Source organism: Azospirillum sp. TSH100 (assembly GCF_004923295.1).
Lineage (GTDB): Bacteria > Pseudomonadota > Alphaproteobacteria > Azospirillales > Azospirillaceae > Azospirillum.
Map to the genome: position 1 here is coordinate 130083 of NZ_CP039637.1, position 16365 is coordinate 146447.

Annotated in this window: 14 protein-coding genes; 5 read left to right on the plus strand and 9 right to left on the minus strand. The window is 65.0% G+C overall.

What is annotated here, in order from left to right; all coding sequences use genetic code 11:
• Positions 1–8 precede the first annotated feature (8 nt).
• The 3 genes from E6C72_RS22210 to E6C72_RS22220 are packed head-to-tail and all read right to left on the minus strand — an operon-like array spanning position 9 to position 3582.
• Positions 9–548 (minus strand): VOC family protein, encoded by a 540-nt coding sequence (locus tag E6C72_RS22210; protein WP_109085220.1) that lies wholly within the window; start codon positions 546–548, stop codon positions 9–11.
• A 45-nt stretch (positions 549–593) separates the two neighbouring features.
• Positions 594–2492 (minus strand): TRAP transporter large permease subunit, encoded by a 1899-nt coding sequence (locus tag E6C72_RS22215; RefSeq protein WP_109085275.1) that lies wholly within the window; start codon positions 2490–2492, stop codon positions 594–596.
• Positions 2493–2541: 49 nt separating this feature from the next.
• Positions 2542–3582 carry a TRAP transporter substrate-binding protein gene (locus tag E6C72_RS22220; protein ID WP_109085219.1) on the minus strand — a complete coding sequence of 347 codons (1041 nt, stop codon included), beginning with the start codon at positions 3580–3582 and terminating at the stop codon, positions 2542–2544.
• 140 nt (positions 3583–3722) lie between these two features.
• On the opposite strand from E6C72_RS22220, the gene E6C72_RS22225 reads away from it, so the two are divergent.
• Entirely contained in the window at positions 3723–4811 is a 1089-nt protein-coding gene (locus E6C72_RS22225; RefSeq protein WP_109085218.1) for a LacI family DNA-binding transcriptional regulator, read from the plus strand.
• Positions 4812–5022: 211 nt separating this feature from the next.
• On the opposite strand, the gene vapC is transcribed toward E6C72_RS22225, so the two are convergent.
• From vapC to E6C72_RS22250, 5 genes are all read right to left on the minus strand, one after another.
• A complete protein-coding gene (gene vapC, locus E6C72_RS22230) occupies positions 5023–5430 on the minus strand; it encodes a tRNA(fMet)-specific endonuclease VapC (RefSeq protein ID WP_109085217.1) in 408 nt (135 codons plus the stop codon).
• Positions 5430–5654 carry a type II toxin-antitoxin system VapB family antitoxin gene (vapB, locus tag E6C72_RS22235; RefSeq protein WP_109085216.1) on the minus strand — a complete coding sequence of 75 codons (225 nt, stop codon included), beginning with the start codon at positions 5652–5654 and terminating at the stop codon, positions 5430–5432. Before vapB ends, vapC begins: the two co-directional genes overlap by 1 nt.
• A gap of 145 nt (positions 5655–5799) precedes the next feature.
• The gene (locus E6C72_RS22240; RefSeq protein ID WP_109085215.1) at positions 5800–8991 is read right to left on the minus strand and encodes an efflux RND transporter permease subunit; all 3192 of its coding nucleotides are present in this window, start codon (positions 8989–8991) and stop codon (positions 5800–5802) included.
• A gap of 88 nt (positions 8992–9079) precedes the next feature.
• Entirely contained in the window at positions 9080–10243 is a 1164-nt protein-coding gene (locus E6C72_RS22245) for an efflux RND transporter periplasmic adaptor subunit (RefSeq protein ID WP_109085214.1), read from the minus strand.
• A 5-nt stretch (positions 10244–10248) separates the two neighbouring features.
• Positions 10249–11037, minus strand: a complete 789-nt coding sequence (locus E6C72_RS22250; RefSeq protein ID WP_109085213.1) for an alpha/beta hydrolase — start codon at positions 11035–11037, stop codon at positions 10249–10251.
• Between the two features lie 249 nt (positions 11038–11286).
• Between E6C72_RS22250 and E6C72_RS22255 the strand changes: the two genes are divergently transcribed.
• Positions 11287–11478, plus strand: coding sequence for a hypothetical protein (locus E6C72_RS22255; RefSeq protein WP_109085212.1), 192 nt, complete (start codon positions 11287–11289; stop codon positions 11476–11478).
• 213 nt (positions 11479–11691) lie between these two features.
• Positions 11692–11952 (plus strand): DUF4926 domain-containing protein, encoded by a 261-nt coding sequence (locus E6C72_RS22265; protein ID WP_199228723.1) that lies wholly within the window; start codon positions 11692–11694, stop codon positions 11950–11952.
• Between the two features lie 152 nt (positions 11953–12104).
• Here the strand turns inward: E6C72_RS22265 and E6C72_RS22270 are convergent, their stop codons facing one another.
• Positions 12105–13682: an ATP-binding protein gene (locus tag E6C72_RS22270; RefSeq protein ID WP_136700831.1), complete on the minus strand. Its 1578-nt coding sequence runs from the start codon at positions 13680–13682 to the stop codon at positions 12105–12107.
• 404 nt (positions 13683–14086) lie between these two features.
• On the opposite strand from E6C72_RS22270, the gene E6C72_RS22275 reads away from it, so the two are divergent.
• Both E6C72_RS22275 and E6C72_RS22280 read left to right on the plus strand, forming a co-directional pair.
• A complete protein-coding gene (locus E6C72_RS22275) occupies positions 14087–15412 on the plus strand; it encodes a solute carrier family 23 protein (RefSeq protein ID WP_109085210.1) in 1326 nt (441 codons plus the stop codon).
• A gap of 150 nt (positions 15413–15562) precedes the next feature.
• Complete coding sequence (locus E6C72_RS22280) at positions 15563–16249, plus strand: hypothetical protein (RefSeq protein WP_109085209.1); 687 nt, start codon at positions 15563–15565, stop codon at positions 16247–16249.
• Positions 16250–16365: the final 116 nt, after the last annotated feature.

Below are 16365 nucleotides of genomic sequence, written 5' to 3' on the forward strand. Positions count from 1 at the left end.
GCCGCCCCTTACAGCTTGCTCAGATCGGGGAAGGGCCGCACCGGGTCGCTGCCGTCCCAGCCCATCGACGCCTCGCGGATCAGGTCGAACATCCTGCCTTTCGGCCCGGCGACCTCCGACAGCTCGATCACCGTGCCGGGGTGGTATTCGGTGTCGAAATAGATGAAGCGGCCCTTCTCGCCGACCTCGCCGCTCATCACCGGCTTGAAACCCTGCGCCAGCAGACGCTCCAGATCGGCGTCGTAATCCTCGGTCCAGTAGGCGACATGCTGCAAACCGGTGTTCCCGGCCTGGAGGAAGTCGCGGTACATCGACGGCGCATCGTTGCGGGTCTGGATCAGCTCCATCTGCAACGGGCCGGAATTCGCCAGCGCCACCGAATTGTGAACCTCGTAGGCTTCGCCGCGGTAGCGGTAGTTCCGGATCGGAACCCGCTCGTTGTAGAACCAGGGACCGATGCCGAGCGTGCGGCTCCAATAATCCATGGCGGCTTCGATATCGCGCACGACATAGCCAGCCTGACGGATCTGGCCGAAGAATCGGCTCATTGCGGGAACTCCGGATAAGAGGGGATCGAATAAAACCGGTGGCCCTTACCGGGCCAGGAAGCCGGTCGAGATCCAGGGAATGGCGGCGACGATCACCAGCCCGACCAGCAGTGCGCCGACATAGCCCCAGATGTGCTTCAGGCCGTCGTCGGGATTGACCTTGCTGATGGCGCAGGCGCCGTAGTAACCGACGCCAAAGGGCGGGGCGAACAGGCCGATGCCCATGGCGAAGATGACGACCATCGCATAGTGGACCTCATGCACCCCGGCCGCGCGGGCGATCGGAAACAGCAGCGGGCCGAACAGCACGATGGCGGGGATGCCCTCCAGCACGCTGCCCAGGATGATGAAGGCGACGATGGAGATGGCGAGGAAGCCGTAGGCGCCGCCGGGAATGCCGGCCATGAAGCGCGCCAGATCGGAGGAGAAGCCGGACTGGGTCAGGCCCCAGGCCATCGAGGTGGCGCAGCCGACGATGAAGATGATGGCCCCGGTCAGCGACGCCGTCTCGATCAGCATCGGCTTCAGCCGGCGCCAGTCGAACTGGCGGTAGATCACCAGCCCGACGATTGTGGAATAGGCGATGCCGATGGTCGACACCTCGGTCGCCGTCGCGATGCCCTCGACCACCGCGGCGCGGATGACGAAGGGCAGCAGGATGGCGGGCAGCGCCACCAGGGCGAGCCGGGCGATCTCGCGGCCGGGGGTGCGCTCGACATGGCTCAGATCCTCACGGCGGTAGCGCCGCCAGACCACGAAGCACAGGCAGGCGCCCAGCACCACGCCCGGCAGCATGCCGCCGGTGAACAGCGCCGCGATCGACACGCCGGTGACCGAGCCGATGGTGATGAGGACGATGCTGGGCGGAATGGTCTCGGTCTGTGCCCCCGTCGCCGACAGCAGCGCCACCAGATCGCCGGGAGGGGCGCCGCGCTTCTTCATCTCCGGGAACAGCACCGGGGCGATGGCCGCCATGTCGGCGATCTTCGATCCGGAGATGCCGGAGACCAGATACATGGCACCGATCAGCACATAGGACAGGCCGCCGCGCACATGGCCCAAGAGGCTGGCGAGGAACTGGATCATGGCGCGGGCCATGCCGGTCATCTCGATCAGCAAGCCTAAGAAGACGAACAGCGGCACCGCCAGCAGGATCAGATGGCTCATCCCCTCGTCCAGCCGGCCGACCATCACCAGCAGCGGCGTCGAGGTGGTCAGCGCCAGATAGGAGAAGGTGGCGAGCGCGAAGGAGAAGGCGATCGGCACGCCGGCGAAGACGTTGGCGGCGACCAGCCCGACGAAGAAGATGACGAGGTTCAACTGCCCCAGCGGCTTCAGCACCGGCCCGGCGACCCAGAAGCCGGCGACGATGGCGCCGGTCACCAGCGCCGCCGCCAGCACCGTCAAAGGCTTGGCGACGCGCAGCAGCCGGAACAGCGCCGCTACCAGCATCAGCCCCAGCCCGACCGGCAGGGCGGACGCCCTCCAGGCGTTGGAGACCTCCATCGCCGGGGTGGTGATGAACTGCTCCTCCATCGCGTAATCGACGGCGTGATAGAGCACCAGCGTCAGGAAGGCGATCGGGGCGGTGATGGCGATGCATTCCAAGAGGCTGCGCGCCTGCGGGCCGACGCGGCTCACCAGCCCGGTCATCCGCATATGCTCGCCCCGGCGCAAGGCCACCACCGCGCCCAGCATCGACAGCCACAGGAACAGGATCGAGGCCAGCTCGTCCGACCACACCAGAGGCGCATGGAACAGGTAGCGGGCGCTGACGCCGGCCAGCAGGACGACGATCTCGACCAGCACCAGAAGGCCCGCCACGACCTCGACCCCGACGGACAGGCCATGGTCGATCCGGCGCAGCAGCGAAGCCGCACCGCCTGTGCCGAGACTGCCGGGAGCCTCCGCAAAGCCGTGGACCGGTTCGGACATGTGGGACATGGCGGGATGTTCCTTCATGGGAAAGGACCGGACAGGACTGCGGCGGCGGTCAGGCGAGCTTGCCGACCGCCTCTTCCAGCAGGCCCCAGGCCTCGTCGCCGAAGCGGCCCTTCCATTCGCCGTAGAAGCCGCTGTCGCGCAGCTTGGCGCGGAAGCTGTCGGGGGCCGGCTGGTTGAAGGTCAGCCCCTTGGCCTCCAGGTCGGCCTTGACCGACTGGTTCAGCGCCTTGATGTCGCCGCGCTGCGCCATGCCGGCGTCGTTGATGGCGTTGGCGACGATGGTCTGCATGTCCGCCGGCAGGCCCTTCCAGGCGCGGCCGTTGGCGATGAACCAGAAGCCGTCCCAGATGTGGTTCGACAGCGAGCAGAACTTCTGCACCTCGTACAGCTTGGCGACCTGGATGATCGGCAGCGGGTTCTCCTGCGCGTCGACGATGCGGGTTTGCAGCGACGAATAGACCTCGCTGAATTGCAGGCTGGTCGGGGCGGCCCCCAGCCCCTTGAACATGGCGATGGACAGCGGGCTGACCGGCACGCGGATCTTCAGGCCGTTCATGTCGGCGGCCGAGCCGATGGCCTTGTCGCCGCTGGTCATCTGGCGGAAGCCGTTGTCCCACATCTTGTCGAAGGCATGGAGCCCGACCTTGGAAATGGCGTTGCGGACATGGGCGCCCAGCTTGCCGTCCATCGCCTTCCACACCTGGTCATAGTCGGAGAAGGCGAAGCCGACCGCGTTGATGGCGGCGACCGGGACCAGCGTGGCGATCACCAGCGCCGACGGCGTGAAGAAGGTCAGGCCGCCGCTGCGCACTTGGCTCAGCATGTCGGTGTCGCCGCCAAGCTGGTTGTTCGGGAAGATCTTGACCTCGACCTTGCCGTTGGACTCCTTCGCGATCCGCTCCGCCGCCTCGTGGGCGCGGATGTTCAGCGGATGGGTCAGCGGCAGGTTGTTGCCGTATTTCAGCTCGAACTCGGCGGCGCGGGCGACGTGCGGCATGCCGATGACGGCGCCGGCCGCCCCGATGGCCGGAAGGGCGGCGGGCGCGGTGGCGATGGCCTTCAGCATGGTGCGGCGGGTCAGACTGGTCATTGAAACCTCCCATGGATCACCGGCCGACTTGCTGTTTCCGGCCTTGCGTTTCTGATGTGATCTGATGTCAATTGATGATTGTTGGATGGACGGTATGTCCAGAGCCGACACGTGTCAAACGCCGAAATTGATGGTTTTTGATGGCTTCATTGAAGGACGATCCGGAAATTGCCGCCGGACCCCGCGGGTTGCCGCGGGTGGTCGACATCGCCCAGGCCGCGGGTGTCTCCACCGCCACGGTGGACCGCGTGCTGAACAACCGGCCGGGGGTGCGCGCCGCCACCGTGCAGCGGGTTTTGAAGGCGGCGGCGGAGCTGGACTATCTGCCCGACGGCGACCTCTACGCAGCGGCCGGGCAAAAGCCGATGCGGCTGTCCTTCCTGCTGCCCGCCGGCAACAACCGGTTCCTGACCGGTCTGGGGGAGATGATCCGCCGCGCGGACTCCACGCTCGCCCCGCATGGCGTCAAGGCGCAGGTGGAATTCATCAAGAGCTTCAATCCGGACCTGCTGGCGCGCAGCCTGTTCCAGCATGGCCGCCGCGCCGACGGCGTCGCCTTCATGGCGCTGGAGCATCCGGCGGTTCGCGAGGCGGTGGACGCGCTGGCCGACCGCAACGTGCCGAGCGTGACGCTGATCTCCGACATCCTGAACTGCCGGCGCGCCGGCTATGTCGGGCTGGACAACCGCGCGGCCGGCCGCACCGCCGGCTACCTGATCGCGCGTTTTCTAAGGAACCGCCCGGCCAAGGTGGCGATGATCGCCGGCAGCCTCAGCTACCGCGCGCATGAGGACCGCGAGATGGGCTTTCTCCATGTCCTGAAGGAGATCGCCCCCGACATCGAGGTGGTGGGCCTGCGCGAAGGCCATGACGACGAGGGGAAGAGCTATCGCCAGACCCGCATGCTGCTGGGCCTGCACCCCGACCTTGCCGGGGTCTACAACATCGGCGGCGGGGCGGAGGGGGTGGCCCGCGCGCTGAAGGAGACGCGGCGCGAACGCGAGATGGTCTTCATCGGCCATGGCCTGACCACCGAGACCAGGGGCCTGCTGATCGATGGCGCGCTGGACGCGGTGATCACCCAGGACCCGCGCAACACCCTGTCGGCCTGCGTCGGCATCTTCACCAACCTGCGCGCCGGCCGCCCGGCGATGCAAGGGGTGGAAAGCCCAAGAGCGGAAGTGATCTTCCGCGAAAACCTGCCGAAGACCATGCTGCCGGACGAATGAATGGAGGCCGACAAGCGCCCTTTCACCGGGGGCTACGGCTTGCACCGATTTATTTGAGCGAGGCTGTATCCTCGCCTGGATTGAAGCGGCGATGGCCTTCTTTTCTGGATTAGAGTCTGTCTAATGCTCATTGAAGCATCAGACAGACTCTAATCTTTTGATTTCCCGTGCGATTCACGGTTCAGACGATTCCGTCTCAACCGATCGCACTCTAGGCGTCGCTGAGCCAATCTTCCGACCGAAGGCCATCGACACGTCGAAACTCACCCAGATTTCCCGTCACGACGACCAGGCCGCGGCTGCGGGCGTGCGCGGCGATCATCAGATCGTAGGGTCCGATGATGGTGCCGCGACGCTCAAGGTCGGCGCGGATCTCACCATAGTGCCCGGCCGCATCCTCGTCGAATGGAAGCACCTCCAGTCGACCTGTCATGCGCTCGACCTCATGGCGCTGCTCGATTGGCCGCGCCGATTTGGCAGCGCCATGCAGCAGCTCGGCCAGCGTGACGGTGGAGATGCAGAGCGCGCCCGTTTCCGCGTTGAATTTCCCGCGCAGGCCGGGAGGCCTGTCACGCAGCACGCGGATGCACAGGTTGGTATCCAGCATGTAGCGCAGCATCACAGCGCCTCGCGTTCCTGCATGGCCGGCTGGTCACGGTCCGGAAAGGCGATGCCGGGAGCGTCGAAGAAGTCGTCCCAGGCACGGTCGGCGGGGACGATGACGCGCCGGTCGCCTTCGCGAACGATCAGCACCTCGCGGACATCGCCGGGGAAGGCGACATCCTTCGGCAGGCGGACCGCCTGGGTCCTGTTGGACTGAAACAGGGTAGTGCGGACCGCCATGACACCCTCGCATTCTTCAGGATATCCCAATTGTATATCCTAGAGCCGTATATGTCAACGGTATATCCTTGAGGACCTGTTCAATTGTTCCTTACAGTCTGGACACTTCTGCGCAAGCCGTGCCCCGTTCCGGGAGAGGGAGGTATCACCCCATCTTCCACTCCGCCGGCTGCACCCCGCCATGCACCGCCGGCGCCTCCGCCCGCCGCTCCGCTCCGGCCAGCTTGCGCAGCAGCACGTAGAACACCGGGGTCAGCACCAGGCCGAACAGCGTCACGCCGATCATGCCGGCGAACACCGCGACACCCATGGCGTGCCGCATCTCCGAACCGGCGCCGGTGGAGGTGACCAGCGGCACCACGCCCATGATGAAGGCGATGGAGGTCATCAGGATCGGCCGCAGCCGCAGCCGGCTCGCCTCGATCGCCGCCTGCACCACGCCACGCCCCTCATGCTCCAACTCGCGGGCGAACTCGACGATCAGGATGGCGTTCTTCGCCGACAGGCCGACCAGCACCATGAAGCCGATCTGCGTGAAGATGTTGTTGTCTCCGCCGGTCAGCCACACCCCGAACAGGGCGGACAGCACGCTCATCGGCACGATCAGCAGGATGGCGAGCGGCAGGGTCAGGCTCTCGTACTGCGCCGCCAGCACCAGGAAGACCAGCAGCACGCTGATCGGGAACACCCAGAGGCCCGCATTGCCGACCAGGATCTTCTGATAGGTCAGGTCGGTCCATTCCAGCTTGACGCCGCGCGGCAGCACTTCGGCCGCGATGCGCTCGGCCGCCGCTTCCGCCTGACCCGAGGAGAAGCCGGGCGCCGGCCCGCCATTGACGTCGGCGGCGGTGAAACCGTTGTAGCGCACCACCATCTCCGGCCCATAGCTGGGCTGCACCGTGACCAGCGACGACAGCGGCACCATGGTCCCCGCCGCGTTGCGGGTCTTCAGCAACCCGATGTCGTCGGCGGTGTCGCGGAACGGCGCGTCGGCCTGGACCCGCACCTGGTAGACGCGGCCGAAGGCGTTGAAGTCGTTGACATAGAGCGAGCCCAGATAGATCTGCATGGTGTCGAACACGTCGGCGACATTCACGCCCAGCTGCTTGGCCTTCACCCGGTCGAGATCGACGTCCAGCTGCGGCACGTTGATCTGGTAGGCGGAGAAGGTCGGTCCCAGCTCTGGCGTCTGCGCCGCGCGCTTGACGAAGGCGTTCACCGCGTCGCTCAGCGCCTCGTAGCCGAGGTTGCCACGGTCCTCCAGCTGCATCTTGAAGCCGCCGAGCTGCCCCAGACCCATCACCGGCGGCGGCGGGAAGATGGCGACGAAGGCCTCCTTCAGCCCGGCATAGCGCTGTTGCAGATCCATGGCGATGGCGCCGGCCGACAGCGACGGGTCGTGGCGTTCGGCAAACGGCTTCAGCGTGACGAAGACGATGCCGGCGCTGGACGAGTTGGTGAAGCCGTTCACCGACAGCCCCGGAAAGGCCACGGCGCTCTGTACGCCGGGGCGCTTCAGCGCGATGTCGGTCATCTCGCGGATCACCGCCTCCGTCCGGTCGAGCGACGCGCCGTTGGGAAGCTGGGCGAAGCTGATCAGATACTCCTTGTCCTGCATCGGCACGAAGCCCGACGGCACCGTGCGGCCGAGCAGCACCGTGGCGCCGATCAGCAGCGCATAGACCGCCAGCATCACGCCCTTGCGCCGCACCACCCCGCCGACGCCGCGGCCATAGCCCTCCGAGGCCCGGTGGAACACCCGGTTGAACAGCCGGAAGAAGCCGCCGAACACCCGGTTCATCGCGCGGGTCAGCCAGTCCTGCGGCTGGTCATGGCCGCGCAGCAGCACCGCCGCCAGCGCCGGCGACAGGGTCAGCGAGTTGAAGGCGGAAATCACGGTGGAGATCGCGATGGTCATCGCGAACTGCTTGTAGAACTCGCCGCTGAGGCCGGTCATCGCCGCCAGCGGCACGAAGACCGCGACCAGAGTCAGGGCGATGGCGATGATCGGCCCGCTGACCTCCTGCATGGCGCGGATGGTGGCGTCGCGGGCCGACAGGCCGGACGCGATGTTGCGCTCGACATTCTCGACCACGACGATGGCGTCGTCCACCACGATGCCGATGGCCAGCACCATGCCGAACAGCGACAGCGCGTTGATCGAGAAGCCGAAGGCCAGCAGCAGCGAGAAGGTGCCGACGATGGAGATCGGCACCGCCAGCAGCGGAATGATCGACGCCCGCCAGGTTTGCAGGAAGACGATCACCACCAGCACCACCAGCGCCACCGCCTCCAGCAGCGTGTGCACCACCGCCTCGATGGAGGAGCGGACGAACTGCGTCGGGTCGTAGACGATGGAGTAGTCGACGCCTTCGGGCATGTCGCCCTTCAGCTCCGCCATCACCTTGCGCACCTCGTCGGAGATGGCGAGCGCGTTGGCGTCCGGCGTCTGGGTGATGGCCATCGCCACCGCCGGCTTGTTGTCGAGCAGCGAGCGCAGCCCATACTGCGCCGCCGCCAGCTCCACCCGCGCCACGTCGCGCAGGCGGGTGACGCCGCCCTCATCGCCGGTCTTCAGCACGATGTCGCCGAACTCGTCGGCGGTCTTCAGCCGGCCGCGCGCGTTGATCGACAGCTGCAGCGGCACGTCGGGCAGCGAGGGCGAGGCGCCGATCACGCCGGCCGCCACCTGGACATTCTGCTCGCGGATGGCGTTGACCACGTCGGTGGCGGTCATCCCGCGCTGCGCCACCTTGCCGGGGTCGAGCCACACGCGCATGGCATAGTCGCCGGCCCCCCACACCTGCACCTCGCCGACGCCGGCGATGCGGGTCAGCCGGTCCTTGACGTTCAGCACCGCGTAGTTGCGCAGGTACGTCATGTCATAGCGGTCGTTGGGCGACAGCAGATGCACGACCATGGTCAGCGTCGGCGAGCTTTTCACCGTGGCGACGCCCAGCCGCTGCACGTCGGACGGCAGCCGCGGCATCGCCTGGGCGACGCGGTTCTGCACCAGCTGCTGCGCCTTGTCCGGGTCGGTCCCCAGCCTGAAGGTCACCGTCAGCGCCAGGTTGCCGTCGCTGTTGGCCTGCGACTGCATGTAGAGCATGCCTTCGACGCCGTTGATCTGCTCCTCCAGCGGCGAGGCGACGGTCTCGGCGATGACCTTGGGGTTGGCGCCGGGGAACTGCGCGCGCACCACGACGGACGGCGGCACCACCTCCGGATATTCGGAAATCGGCAGGCGGAAGACCGCGATGGCCCCCGCCAGGAACAGCGCCACCGACAGCACGCCGGCAAAGATCGGCCTGTCGATGAAGAATTTCGAGATGTTCATCTGGGGTCTCCCAGGCTGCACGCTCCCCACCCCTCCCCGCTTTCTGCGAGGAGGGTTAGGAAAGGCGCACACCCGTCTTGTTCGTGTCTTAGCGGGCCGCCGTCTGGGTTTTCTCCGTCCCCATGGCGACCGTCTTCGGCGTCACCGCCATGCCCGGCCGGGCGTGCTGCATGCCGTTGACCACCACCTGTTCGCCGGCCGACAGCCCCGCCGTCACCACGCGCAGCCCGTTCTGCAAGGTGCCGAGCTTCACCGGCCGGTATTCCACCTTGTTCTCCGCCGTCACCACCAGGACGAACTTCTTGTCCTGGTCGGTGCCGATGGCGCGGTCGTCGACCAGCAGCGCGTCATAGGGCTTGGTGCCCCCCACCTTCACCCGCGCATAGAGGCCGGGCACCAGCGTGCCGTCGTCATTGTCGAAGCGGGCGCGCACGCGGATGGTGCCCGACACGCTGTCCAGCCGGTTGTCGACATGCTCCACCGTGCCCGACCGCGAATACTCCTCCTCGTTGGCGAGGCCGAGCCGGACCGGGATCGTGCCGGAATCGCGCATCGGTGCGATGTGGCGCAGATAGGTCTGCTCATCGACGTCGAAGGAGGCGTAGATCGGCGACTGCGACACCAGCGTCGTCAGCGGCTCCGCCGCCGCACCGGCGGCCACCACATTGCCGACCGTCCGTTCCGCCCGCGACACCCGGCCCGACACCGGCGCCGTCACCCGCGTGTAGCCGAGATTGAGCCGCGCGATGTCCAGCGCCGCCTGCGCCGCCTTCAGATTGGCCGCCGCCTCGCGGGCGGCGTTGTCGCGCTGGTCCATGGTGCTGCGCGAGATGGTGTCGTCGCGCACCAGCTTCTGCGCGCGGTCGAGGTCGGCGACGGTGAAGCGCACCCGCGCCTGCGCCGCGGCGACCTGCGCCTCGGCCCGCGCCACCTCCGCCTCATAGGGGCGGGGGTCGATGGTGAACAGCACGTCGCCCTGTTTCACCAGGGCGCCGTTGCGGAAATGCACGGCGACGATGGTGCCGGGCACCTGCGGCCGGATGTCCACCCGGTCGACCGCCTCCAGCCGGCCGGAATAGGCCTGCCAGTCCGTCACCGGCCGGGCCAGCACGGTGGCGACATCCACCTCGGCCGGCGGCGGCGCGGGGGAGGCGGTTTGCGCTTCGGCCGGGCTGCGCAGGGTGACGGCGCCGGTCAGCGCCGCCACGGAAACACCGGCCGCGATCAGAAGGGAAAGTGACTTGCGGGACATGGCTTTTACCTGTGGCTCGAAGTGTCGGGATGGGCGCCGGTCAGGCGGCGCCGGAAGAAATCGGCCGCGGCGGCGAGCGCCGGCGGGTGGTTGGCGAGGCCGGCATGGCTGACGCCGGCAAAGCGGGTGACCTCGGTCGGCACCCCGGCGTCGATCAGCCGGGCGGCATAGCTTTCCGCCTCCGGCCGCAGCACGTCGTTCTGCGCCGTGGCGATCAGGATCGGCGGCAGCCGGCCGAGCCGGCGCGATTCCAGCGGCGCCGCATAGGGGTGCAGCCGCAGCGCCGCTTCCGGCAGATAGGCGCGGTAACAGCGCGCGCAGTCGGTCACGCTGCCCTCGCCGTCCCCGACCCCATGGGCGACCCGCGTCAGGCTGGGATCGAGCATCGGCCCGAACAGCGCCTGCGCCGCGATCTCCGGCCCGCCGCGGTCGCGGGCGAGCAGGGTGAGCGACACCGCGACATGCCCGCCGGCATCGTGGCCGGCGACGCCCAGCGGCCCGGCCCGTTCGGCCAGCCACACGGCGGCGGCATGGGCATCCTCGATGGCGGCGGGGAAGGGATGGGCGGGGGCCAGCGCATAGCCGACGGCGACCACCAGCGCCGGAATGCTCTCCGCCAGCGCCATCGCCGTGATCTCCACCTCCTCGACGGAGCCGGAGGTGAAGCCGCCGCCATGGAAATACAGCAGTCCGGGCAGCGGCCCGTCCTCTGTCGACCGGATGGCCGCCGGCCTGAACAGGCACAGCGGAACCTTGCGGCCTTCCACCATCAGCGACGTGCGTGAACGATCCATCCCGATCCGGCGACCAGCGCCCCTCCTGCAATGCGGCAAGAGGGATAGTGGCTAACCGACCGGCCAGGATAAAGCCGCTGCGGCTGGGAACAGAATTCAGCCGGGACGAACAATCGAGGCGGGGTGGCGGTGGGTGTTCGCGGGGGACGGGCTATTCGGGTGGGGGGCCATGCCGGCGCGAAGGGCATTCGCATCCGGCTGCACGATCCTATATGCTCAACGGAAAGCATAACGTGGGAGGATGCGGAAATGCGCTATCACATCACGGGGAGTTCTCAAATCGGCGTTATGGGCCTGAAGCGGGACACTCTCGAAGGTGCGCTCAAGAAGGCCAACGAGCTCCGCCGACAAGGCATTTATAACGACGTGCAGATCATTGATATCGAGACGGGAGACGTCGTCAAAGAGCCGTTGCCTGACGGCGATCGGGAAGAGAATTGAGCCGCTCCTAGGCAGTCCGTCATCGTGCTCATGGACGTCCTGCGCAGTCGGCTGAACAACCGGGTTCAGACCGCCACGGACGGGCACAAAGCGGACCCGGAAGCGGTGGAAGGAGCCTTTGGCGGGGGCCGTGGGCTGTGCCCAGCTCATCATCAAGCTCTATGGTGATGTTCCAGAGCCCTCCAAGGGCCACCGCTGGCAGGGGAGATTGTGATGTTCGATCCCATGCGTCGCTTCACGTGGAATCCGCAAAAGCGCCCGACTGACGCCGGAGCGCACGAGCCGTTCGAGGAACTCACGCGCGTGGCGCTGTCCAGGCCGGTGGAGACCGAGGGCGGCGTGCTGCGTGCCGGGGCAATGGGAACCGTGGTCGGCGTGTATCGGGGTGGTGCCGCCTACGAGGTCGAGTTCGTGAAGCCTTTCCACACCGTCGCCACCGTTATGCCGGACGCCATTCGACATGCACGTGCCTGACGCCGACTAGGCGACGCTGGACCTCAAGAAGATCACCCATTACCTGCTGGTACCCGATCACCCCGAAGGCCAAGTTTTCTTGGCTTCCAGCATCATCCTCGTTACTACCGAGTTCGAAGCCGATCTCTTAGGAGCACTTTAATTTGTTCTCACTATTCTGGGGTTTTTTCATGTTTACCCTTTTTTAGAACATAGTGTGCCTTAGGATCCCGCTCAATCCCCATAGGAGAAATCCTTTCCATAACATCGCGCGATACAAGGCTGTCGAGCATCTTTTTGATTTGACGCCACCCCCCTTTGACTATGCGCGAAGCATCTGAAACAGTTATCTGATTATGTTCCACTGTGTAATTTACAATCATACGCTCTTTCTTATTTAGAGCGGAAAATACTGGGTGCCCAATAATATCAATCGCTCTTTTGTCTATATACTGCTTCCGGAATGAAATATTGTTTTGAAGAACAACGCGAACCTTGATGCCATCGACATCAGATTGTTTGAACTGCGGAGCTGGAAGTCCAAATTCGAGCATACGGTCTCTCATGCGCCGTGTGCCTTCATTTGAGCATAGAACATATCGGAGAAAAAACATAGCCTCGAACAATCTACGATTGCGCGGGATGCTGTGGTTGTAAATATTTTCGGGGGTTATTCCGGGAGGAAATCCACCAGGGCTCTCTATTTCAAGGCGGTCATCAAACATTTTAACGAAAATGTTGACATTTCGCATATTGAAAGAACGATGGGCGCAGGCATTTACCACAGCTTCGTACCAAGCATCTTCCGGATATTCTGGACCCGTGAAAAATTTCCCGTCCGGGCCAAGCCGTGTGAACTCACGAATTTGAGCCCTGATTGCGGTTTTGGAATGGGTAATGATTTCCGGAATCGTCCCTTCGATCCAAATATCCTTTGTTGCGTTAAATTTTGAGCCGGTTCCTTCGACATCGCCATCGAAGCGGAGGATGCGGAGTTTACAGCCGGGAAACCGTGACTGAGGATCATTAGCAAACAGAAGTGCGCAAGCATTGTTCGGCCTAAATTTCCCGTCGCGGATCGATCCTAGTCTCCTAAGTTGAAGGATTTCTTCGTCTGTACGCTCAGCCATTCCAGGCATTCCAGAGCGGACATTCTGGCAGAAATCTGCAATGTCGGAGACTCTAAAATCGTCCGGGTATGGCAGGCCACATGGCTCGGCCTCAAAGTCAACTTCGCCTTTGTCTATACGAAGCTCAGATTTTTCGAGCTCTGAAAGTTTGCGCTTTTCATCGCCACGCCTTATGAATGCGTCATGCTTGTGATTTTCTACAACTCTGTTTTCATTGTATTTTACATAGAACAAGAGAACGTAGTCATCCTGCCCTTTATGGTTTATTATGGATATTTTCTTTCGGTCGTAGCGGGCGTCAGCACAAAGATGTGGGCCAGCAAGCTCAATTTCAGCGATCTGTTTTTCGCTCAATGAAAGAAGGCCAGTTTTTGTTCCATCATTCTCTACCCCAACAATTATGAGTCCGCCATCCGGAGCTGTATTCGCCCACATTGAAAAGTACTCGGACAGCGCCGACTTGTTGTAGCGACCGCTCTTTTTCTCGACGCTGCTATTCTCTACCAAACGGTCTATAAGGTGCTCGTCCGCGCGCTCATATAGCTCGCGAGGCCCGAGCATTTTGACGGGCCTCCCTTGCGGCGGCTCAAGATCAAACCGATACTGACGCTGGTCCTCCACAATCGCCTCCGGCAATCACATTGCGCGCATGCTAACCGGAACCCGCGCTGTTGGAAAGGACAGGCTCGGCCAGCAGCTCGACCAGGTCGAGCATTATATAAAATTACCATAGAACGAGCTTTCCAAAAATATAATTACCAATAAGTGAGATCCTTACCTCGATACCCCTCATCGCTTCATTGGCTTGCGTCATGTCGTTCACCTTACGTTCATTGTAGCTGCCGCTGGGATGATGGAAGTCCTTGTAGGGGAATTTAGCTTTCAGACGCGATTGTCCTGGGGGAGCGCGCATTCGACGGTCAGCGCACAAAAATGTGGCGCAACGCCTGCGCAAACGCCAAAAAGCGGGCGACGTTTTCCCACCGGCACCATTGCCGTTCCACCCCTCTTCGGACAAACCCTCTATGGCAGATTTCTTCCCGCGCTGGCCGCTCGCGACCGGCCCCGTCGTCCAGCCGGACGAGCGGCTTCCCTGGGGCTCGACCCTGACGCTCGGCGTCCAGCATCTCGTCGCCATGTCCGGCTCGACCATCCTCGGGCCGCTGCTGATGGGGTTCGATCCGAACCTCGCGGTGCTGTTCTCCGGCATCGGCACCCTGCTGTTCCTCCTGCTCACCGCCGGGCGGGTGCCGAGCTATCTCGGATCCTCCTTCTCCTTCATCGCCGTGGTCATCGCGGTCACCGGCTACAGCGGCCAGGGGCCGAACCCGAACATCGGGCCGGCGCTCGGCGGCATCATCGCGGCCGGTGCCGTCTATGTCCTGATCGGCCTGCTGGTCAGCTACACCAGCACCAATTGGATCGAGCGGCTGATGCCGCCGGCGGTCACCGGCGCCGTCGGTGCCGCCATCGGCCTCAACCTGTCGCCGGTCGCCGTCAAGGGCATCGAGGGGACGGGGCCGCATATCCTCGTCGCCCTGTTCACGCTGCTTGCCACCGCCCTCGTCGCCGTCTATGCCCCGCTCGCCATCCGCCGGGTGTCGATCCTCGTCGGCATCGCCGCCGGCTATGTCTTCTATCTCGTGCTCGCCAACGTCATGGGCCTGCTGCCGCCGGTCAGCTTCGCCGAGCTGGACGCCGCCCCCTGGTTCGGCATGCCGGCCTTCCGCACGCCGACCTTCGATGCCGGCGCCATGGCGCTGGTCGCCCCCATCGCCTTCATCCTCGTCGCCGAGAATCTTGGCCACATCAAGGCCATCGGCGCCATGACCGGGCGCAACCTCGACCGCTACATCGGCCGCGGCTTCATCGGCGACGGCATCGCCACCATCGTGTCCGGCAGCGGCGGCGGCACCGGCGTCACCACCTATGTCGAGAACATGGGCGTGATGGCGGTCACCCGCGTCTTCTCCACCCTGATCTTCGTCGTCGCCGCCGTCGCCGCCATCCTGCTGGGCTTCTCGCCGAAGTTCGGCGCCCTGCTGCGGACCATCCCGGCCCCGGTGCTGGGCGGGCTGGCGACCGTCGTCTTCGGCCTGATCGCCGCGGCGATGGTGCGGCTGTGGGTGGACAACCGCGTCGATTTCTCCGATCCGCGCAACCTCATCACCGTCGGCGTGACGCTGGTGCTCGGCGCCGGCAACTTCACCGTCACCGCCGGCGGCTTCTCCATCGGCGGCATCGGCACCGCGACCATCGCCGCGCTGGGCCTCTACCAGCTGCTCGGCATCGGACGGGCGCGCGAGGCCGTCCGCGCCGCGGCCCAGCCGTCGGACCCGACGCTGCACTGAGGCGCAAATTCCGGGATGGTGCCCCCTGGCAGGGCCGGTGACGACCGGCACTGCCAGGGGGGCTGCACCCTGCTTTTACAAAAACTCTCCGCGCAAGGACTATCGTCCTATATTTTCTCCGCAATGCCCCTTCATTCGCGGAGCCACGCCATGCCTCTCGACAGCCGCAGCTTCAACAACGACAACTTCCCCCGCTGGGCGGAGGAGCCGCCGACGCCGTCCGAAGGCTCGCTGGTTCCCGGTTCGCAGTTCCACGAGGAACAATGGATCATGGCCGCCGGCATGCTGGCGCGCGGCAACAGCTTCCTTCAGGTCTCGCGCGCCATGGGGTGCAGCCGCACCACGCTGTGGCGGGCCTATTACGGCTCCAAGGACTTCCGTCACAGGGTGTGGTGGGAACGGCAGGCGCTGAACCGCGAAGCCGAACTGCGCCTCTCGTCGCTGCGCATCCTGGTCGCCGAGCAGATCGAGCGGCTGGTCTCCTCCGGCGATCCCGCCACCGTGCGCTGGCTGGCCGAGCGCCTCGGCCTGTTCGCCGGTTTCGACCTTCCGGCGGGCAAGCGGCAAGATTCCAGACCTGTCCCCAATCCGGCTCCCCAACCTGAAGACCCGCCCGCCGTCATCGTTCCCGAACTGGACGACGACGACATCCCCGGCGCCATTCGCGAACGTGTGCCGCCCAACCCCGCGATGGTCGCCGCCGTCGTGGCCGAGCCGGAGGCGGAGGGGCCGAAGGGCGTCTTCCCCTACACCCTCAACCAGTACGAGGAATTCCCCAACCTGAATCCCGGCCCGGTGCCCCGCCGTGGCGCCGGTGCTTTCTCCCGCCGCCTCTGAGCCCTTCCAAGGCCATGGAACAGCCGCCCGAAAGCGTTTCACGCCGTTCCATCCTCCCCACCGGACGTTCCATGGAACGCATGCCCCCTTGAACCGCGACCGTCCGATTGCTATTC

Excerpts from the sequence above, each read along its gene's own strand:
- E6C72_RS22265 (WP_199228723.1), top strand. The coding sequence starts at position 11,692 with ATGTTCGATCCCATGCGTCGCTTCACGTGGAATCCGCAAAAGCGCCCG.
- E6C72_RS22250 (WP_109085213.1), bottom strand. The coding sequence starts at position 11,037 with ATGGATCGTTCACGCACGTCGCTGATGGTGGAAGGCCGCAAGGTTCCG.
- vapB (WP_109085216.1), bottom strand. The coding sequence starts at position 5,654 with ATGGCGGTCCGCACTACCCTGTTTCAGTCCAACAGGACCCAGGCGGTC.
- E6C72_RS22220 (WP_109085219.1), bottom strand. The coding sequence starts at position 3,582 with ATGACCAGTCTGACCCGCCGCACCATGCTGAAGGCCATCGCCACCGCG.
- E6C72_RS22210 (WP_109085220.1), bottom strand. The coding sequence starts at position 548 with ATGAGCCGATTCTTCGGCCAGATCCGTCAGGCTGGCTATGTCGTGCGC.
- E6C72_RS22255 (WP_109085212.1), top strand. The coding sequence starts at position 11,287 with ATGCGCTATCACATCACGGGGAGTTCTCAAATCGGCGTTATGGGCCTG.
- vapC (WP_109085217.1), bottom strand. The coding sequence starts at position 5,430 with ATGCTGCGCTACATGCTGGATACCAACCTGTGCATCCGCGTGCTGCGT.
- E6C72_RS22275 (WP_109085210.1), top strand. The coding sequence starts at position 14,087 with ATGGCAGATTTCTTCCCGCGCTGGCCGCTCGCGACCGGCCCCGTCGTC.
- E6C72_RS22215 (WP_109085275.1), bottom strand. The coding sequence starts at position 2,492 with ATGTCCCACATGTCCGAACCGGTCCACGGCTTTGCGGAGGCTCCCGGC.
- E6C72_RS22245 (WP_109085214.1), bottom strand. The coding sequence starts at position 10,243 with ATGTCCCGCAAGTCACTTTCCCTTCTGATCGCGGCCGGTGTTTCCGTG.
- E6C72_RS22225 (WP_109085218.1), top strand. The coding sequence starts at position 3,723 with ATGGCTTCATTGAAGGACGATCCGGAAATTGCCGCCGGACCCCGCGGG.
- E6C72_RS22240 (WP_109085215.1), bottom strand. The coding sequence starts at position 8,991 with ATGAACATCTCGAAATTCTTCATCGACAGGCCGATCTTTGCCGGCGTG.
- E6C72_RS22280 (WP_109085209.1), top strand. The coding sequence starts at position 15,563 with ATGCCTCTCGACAGCCGCAGCTTCAACAACGACAACTTCCCCCGCTGG.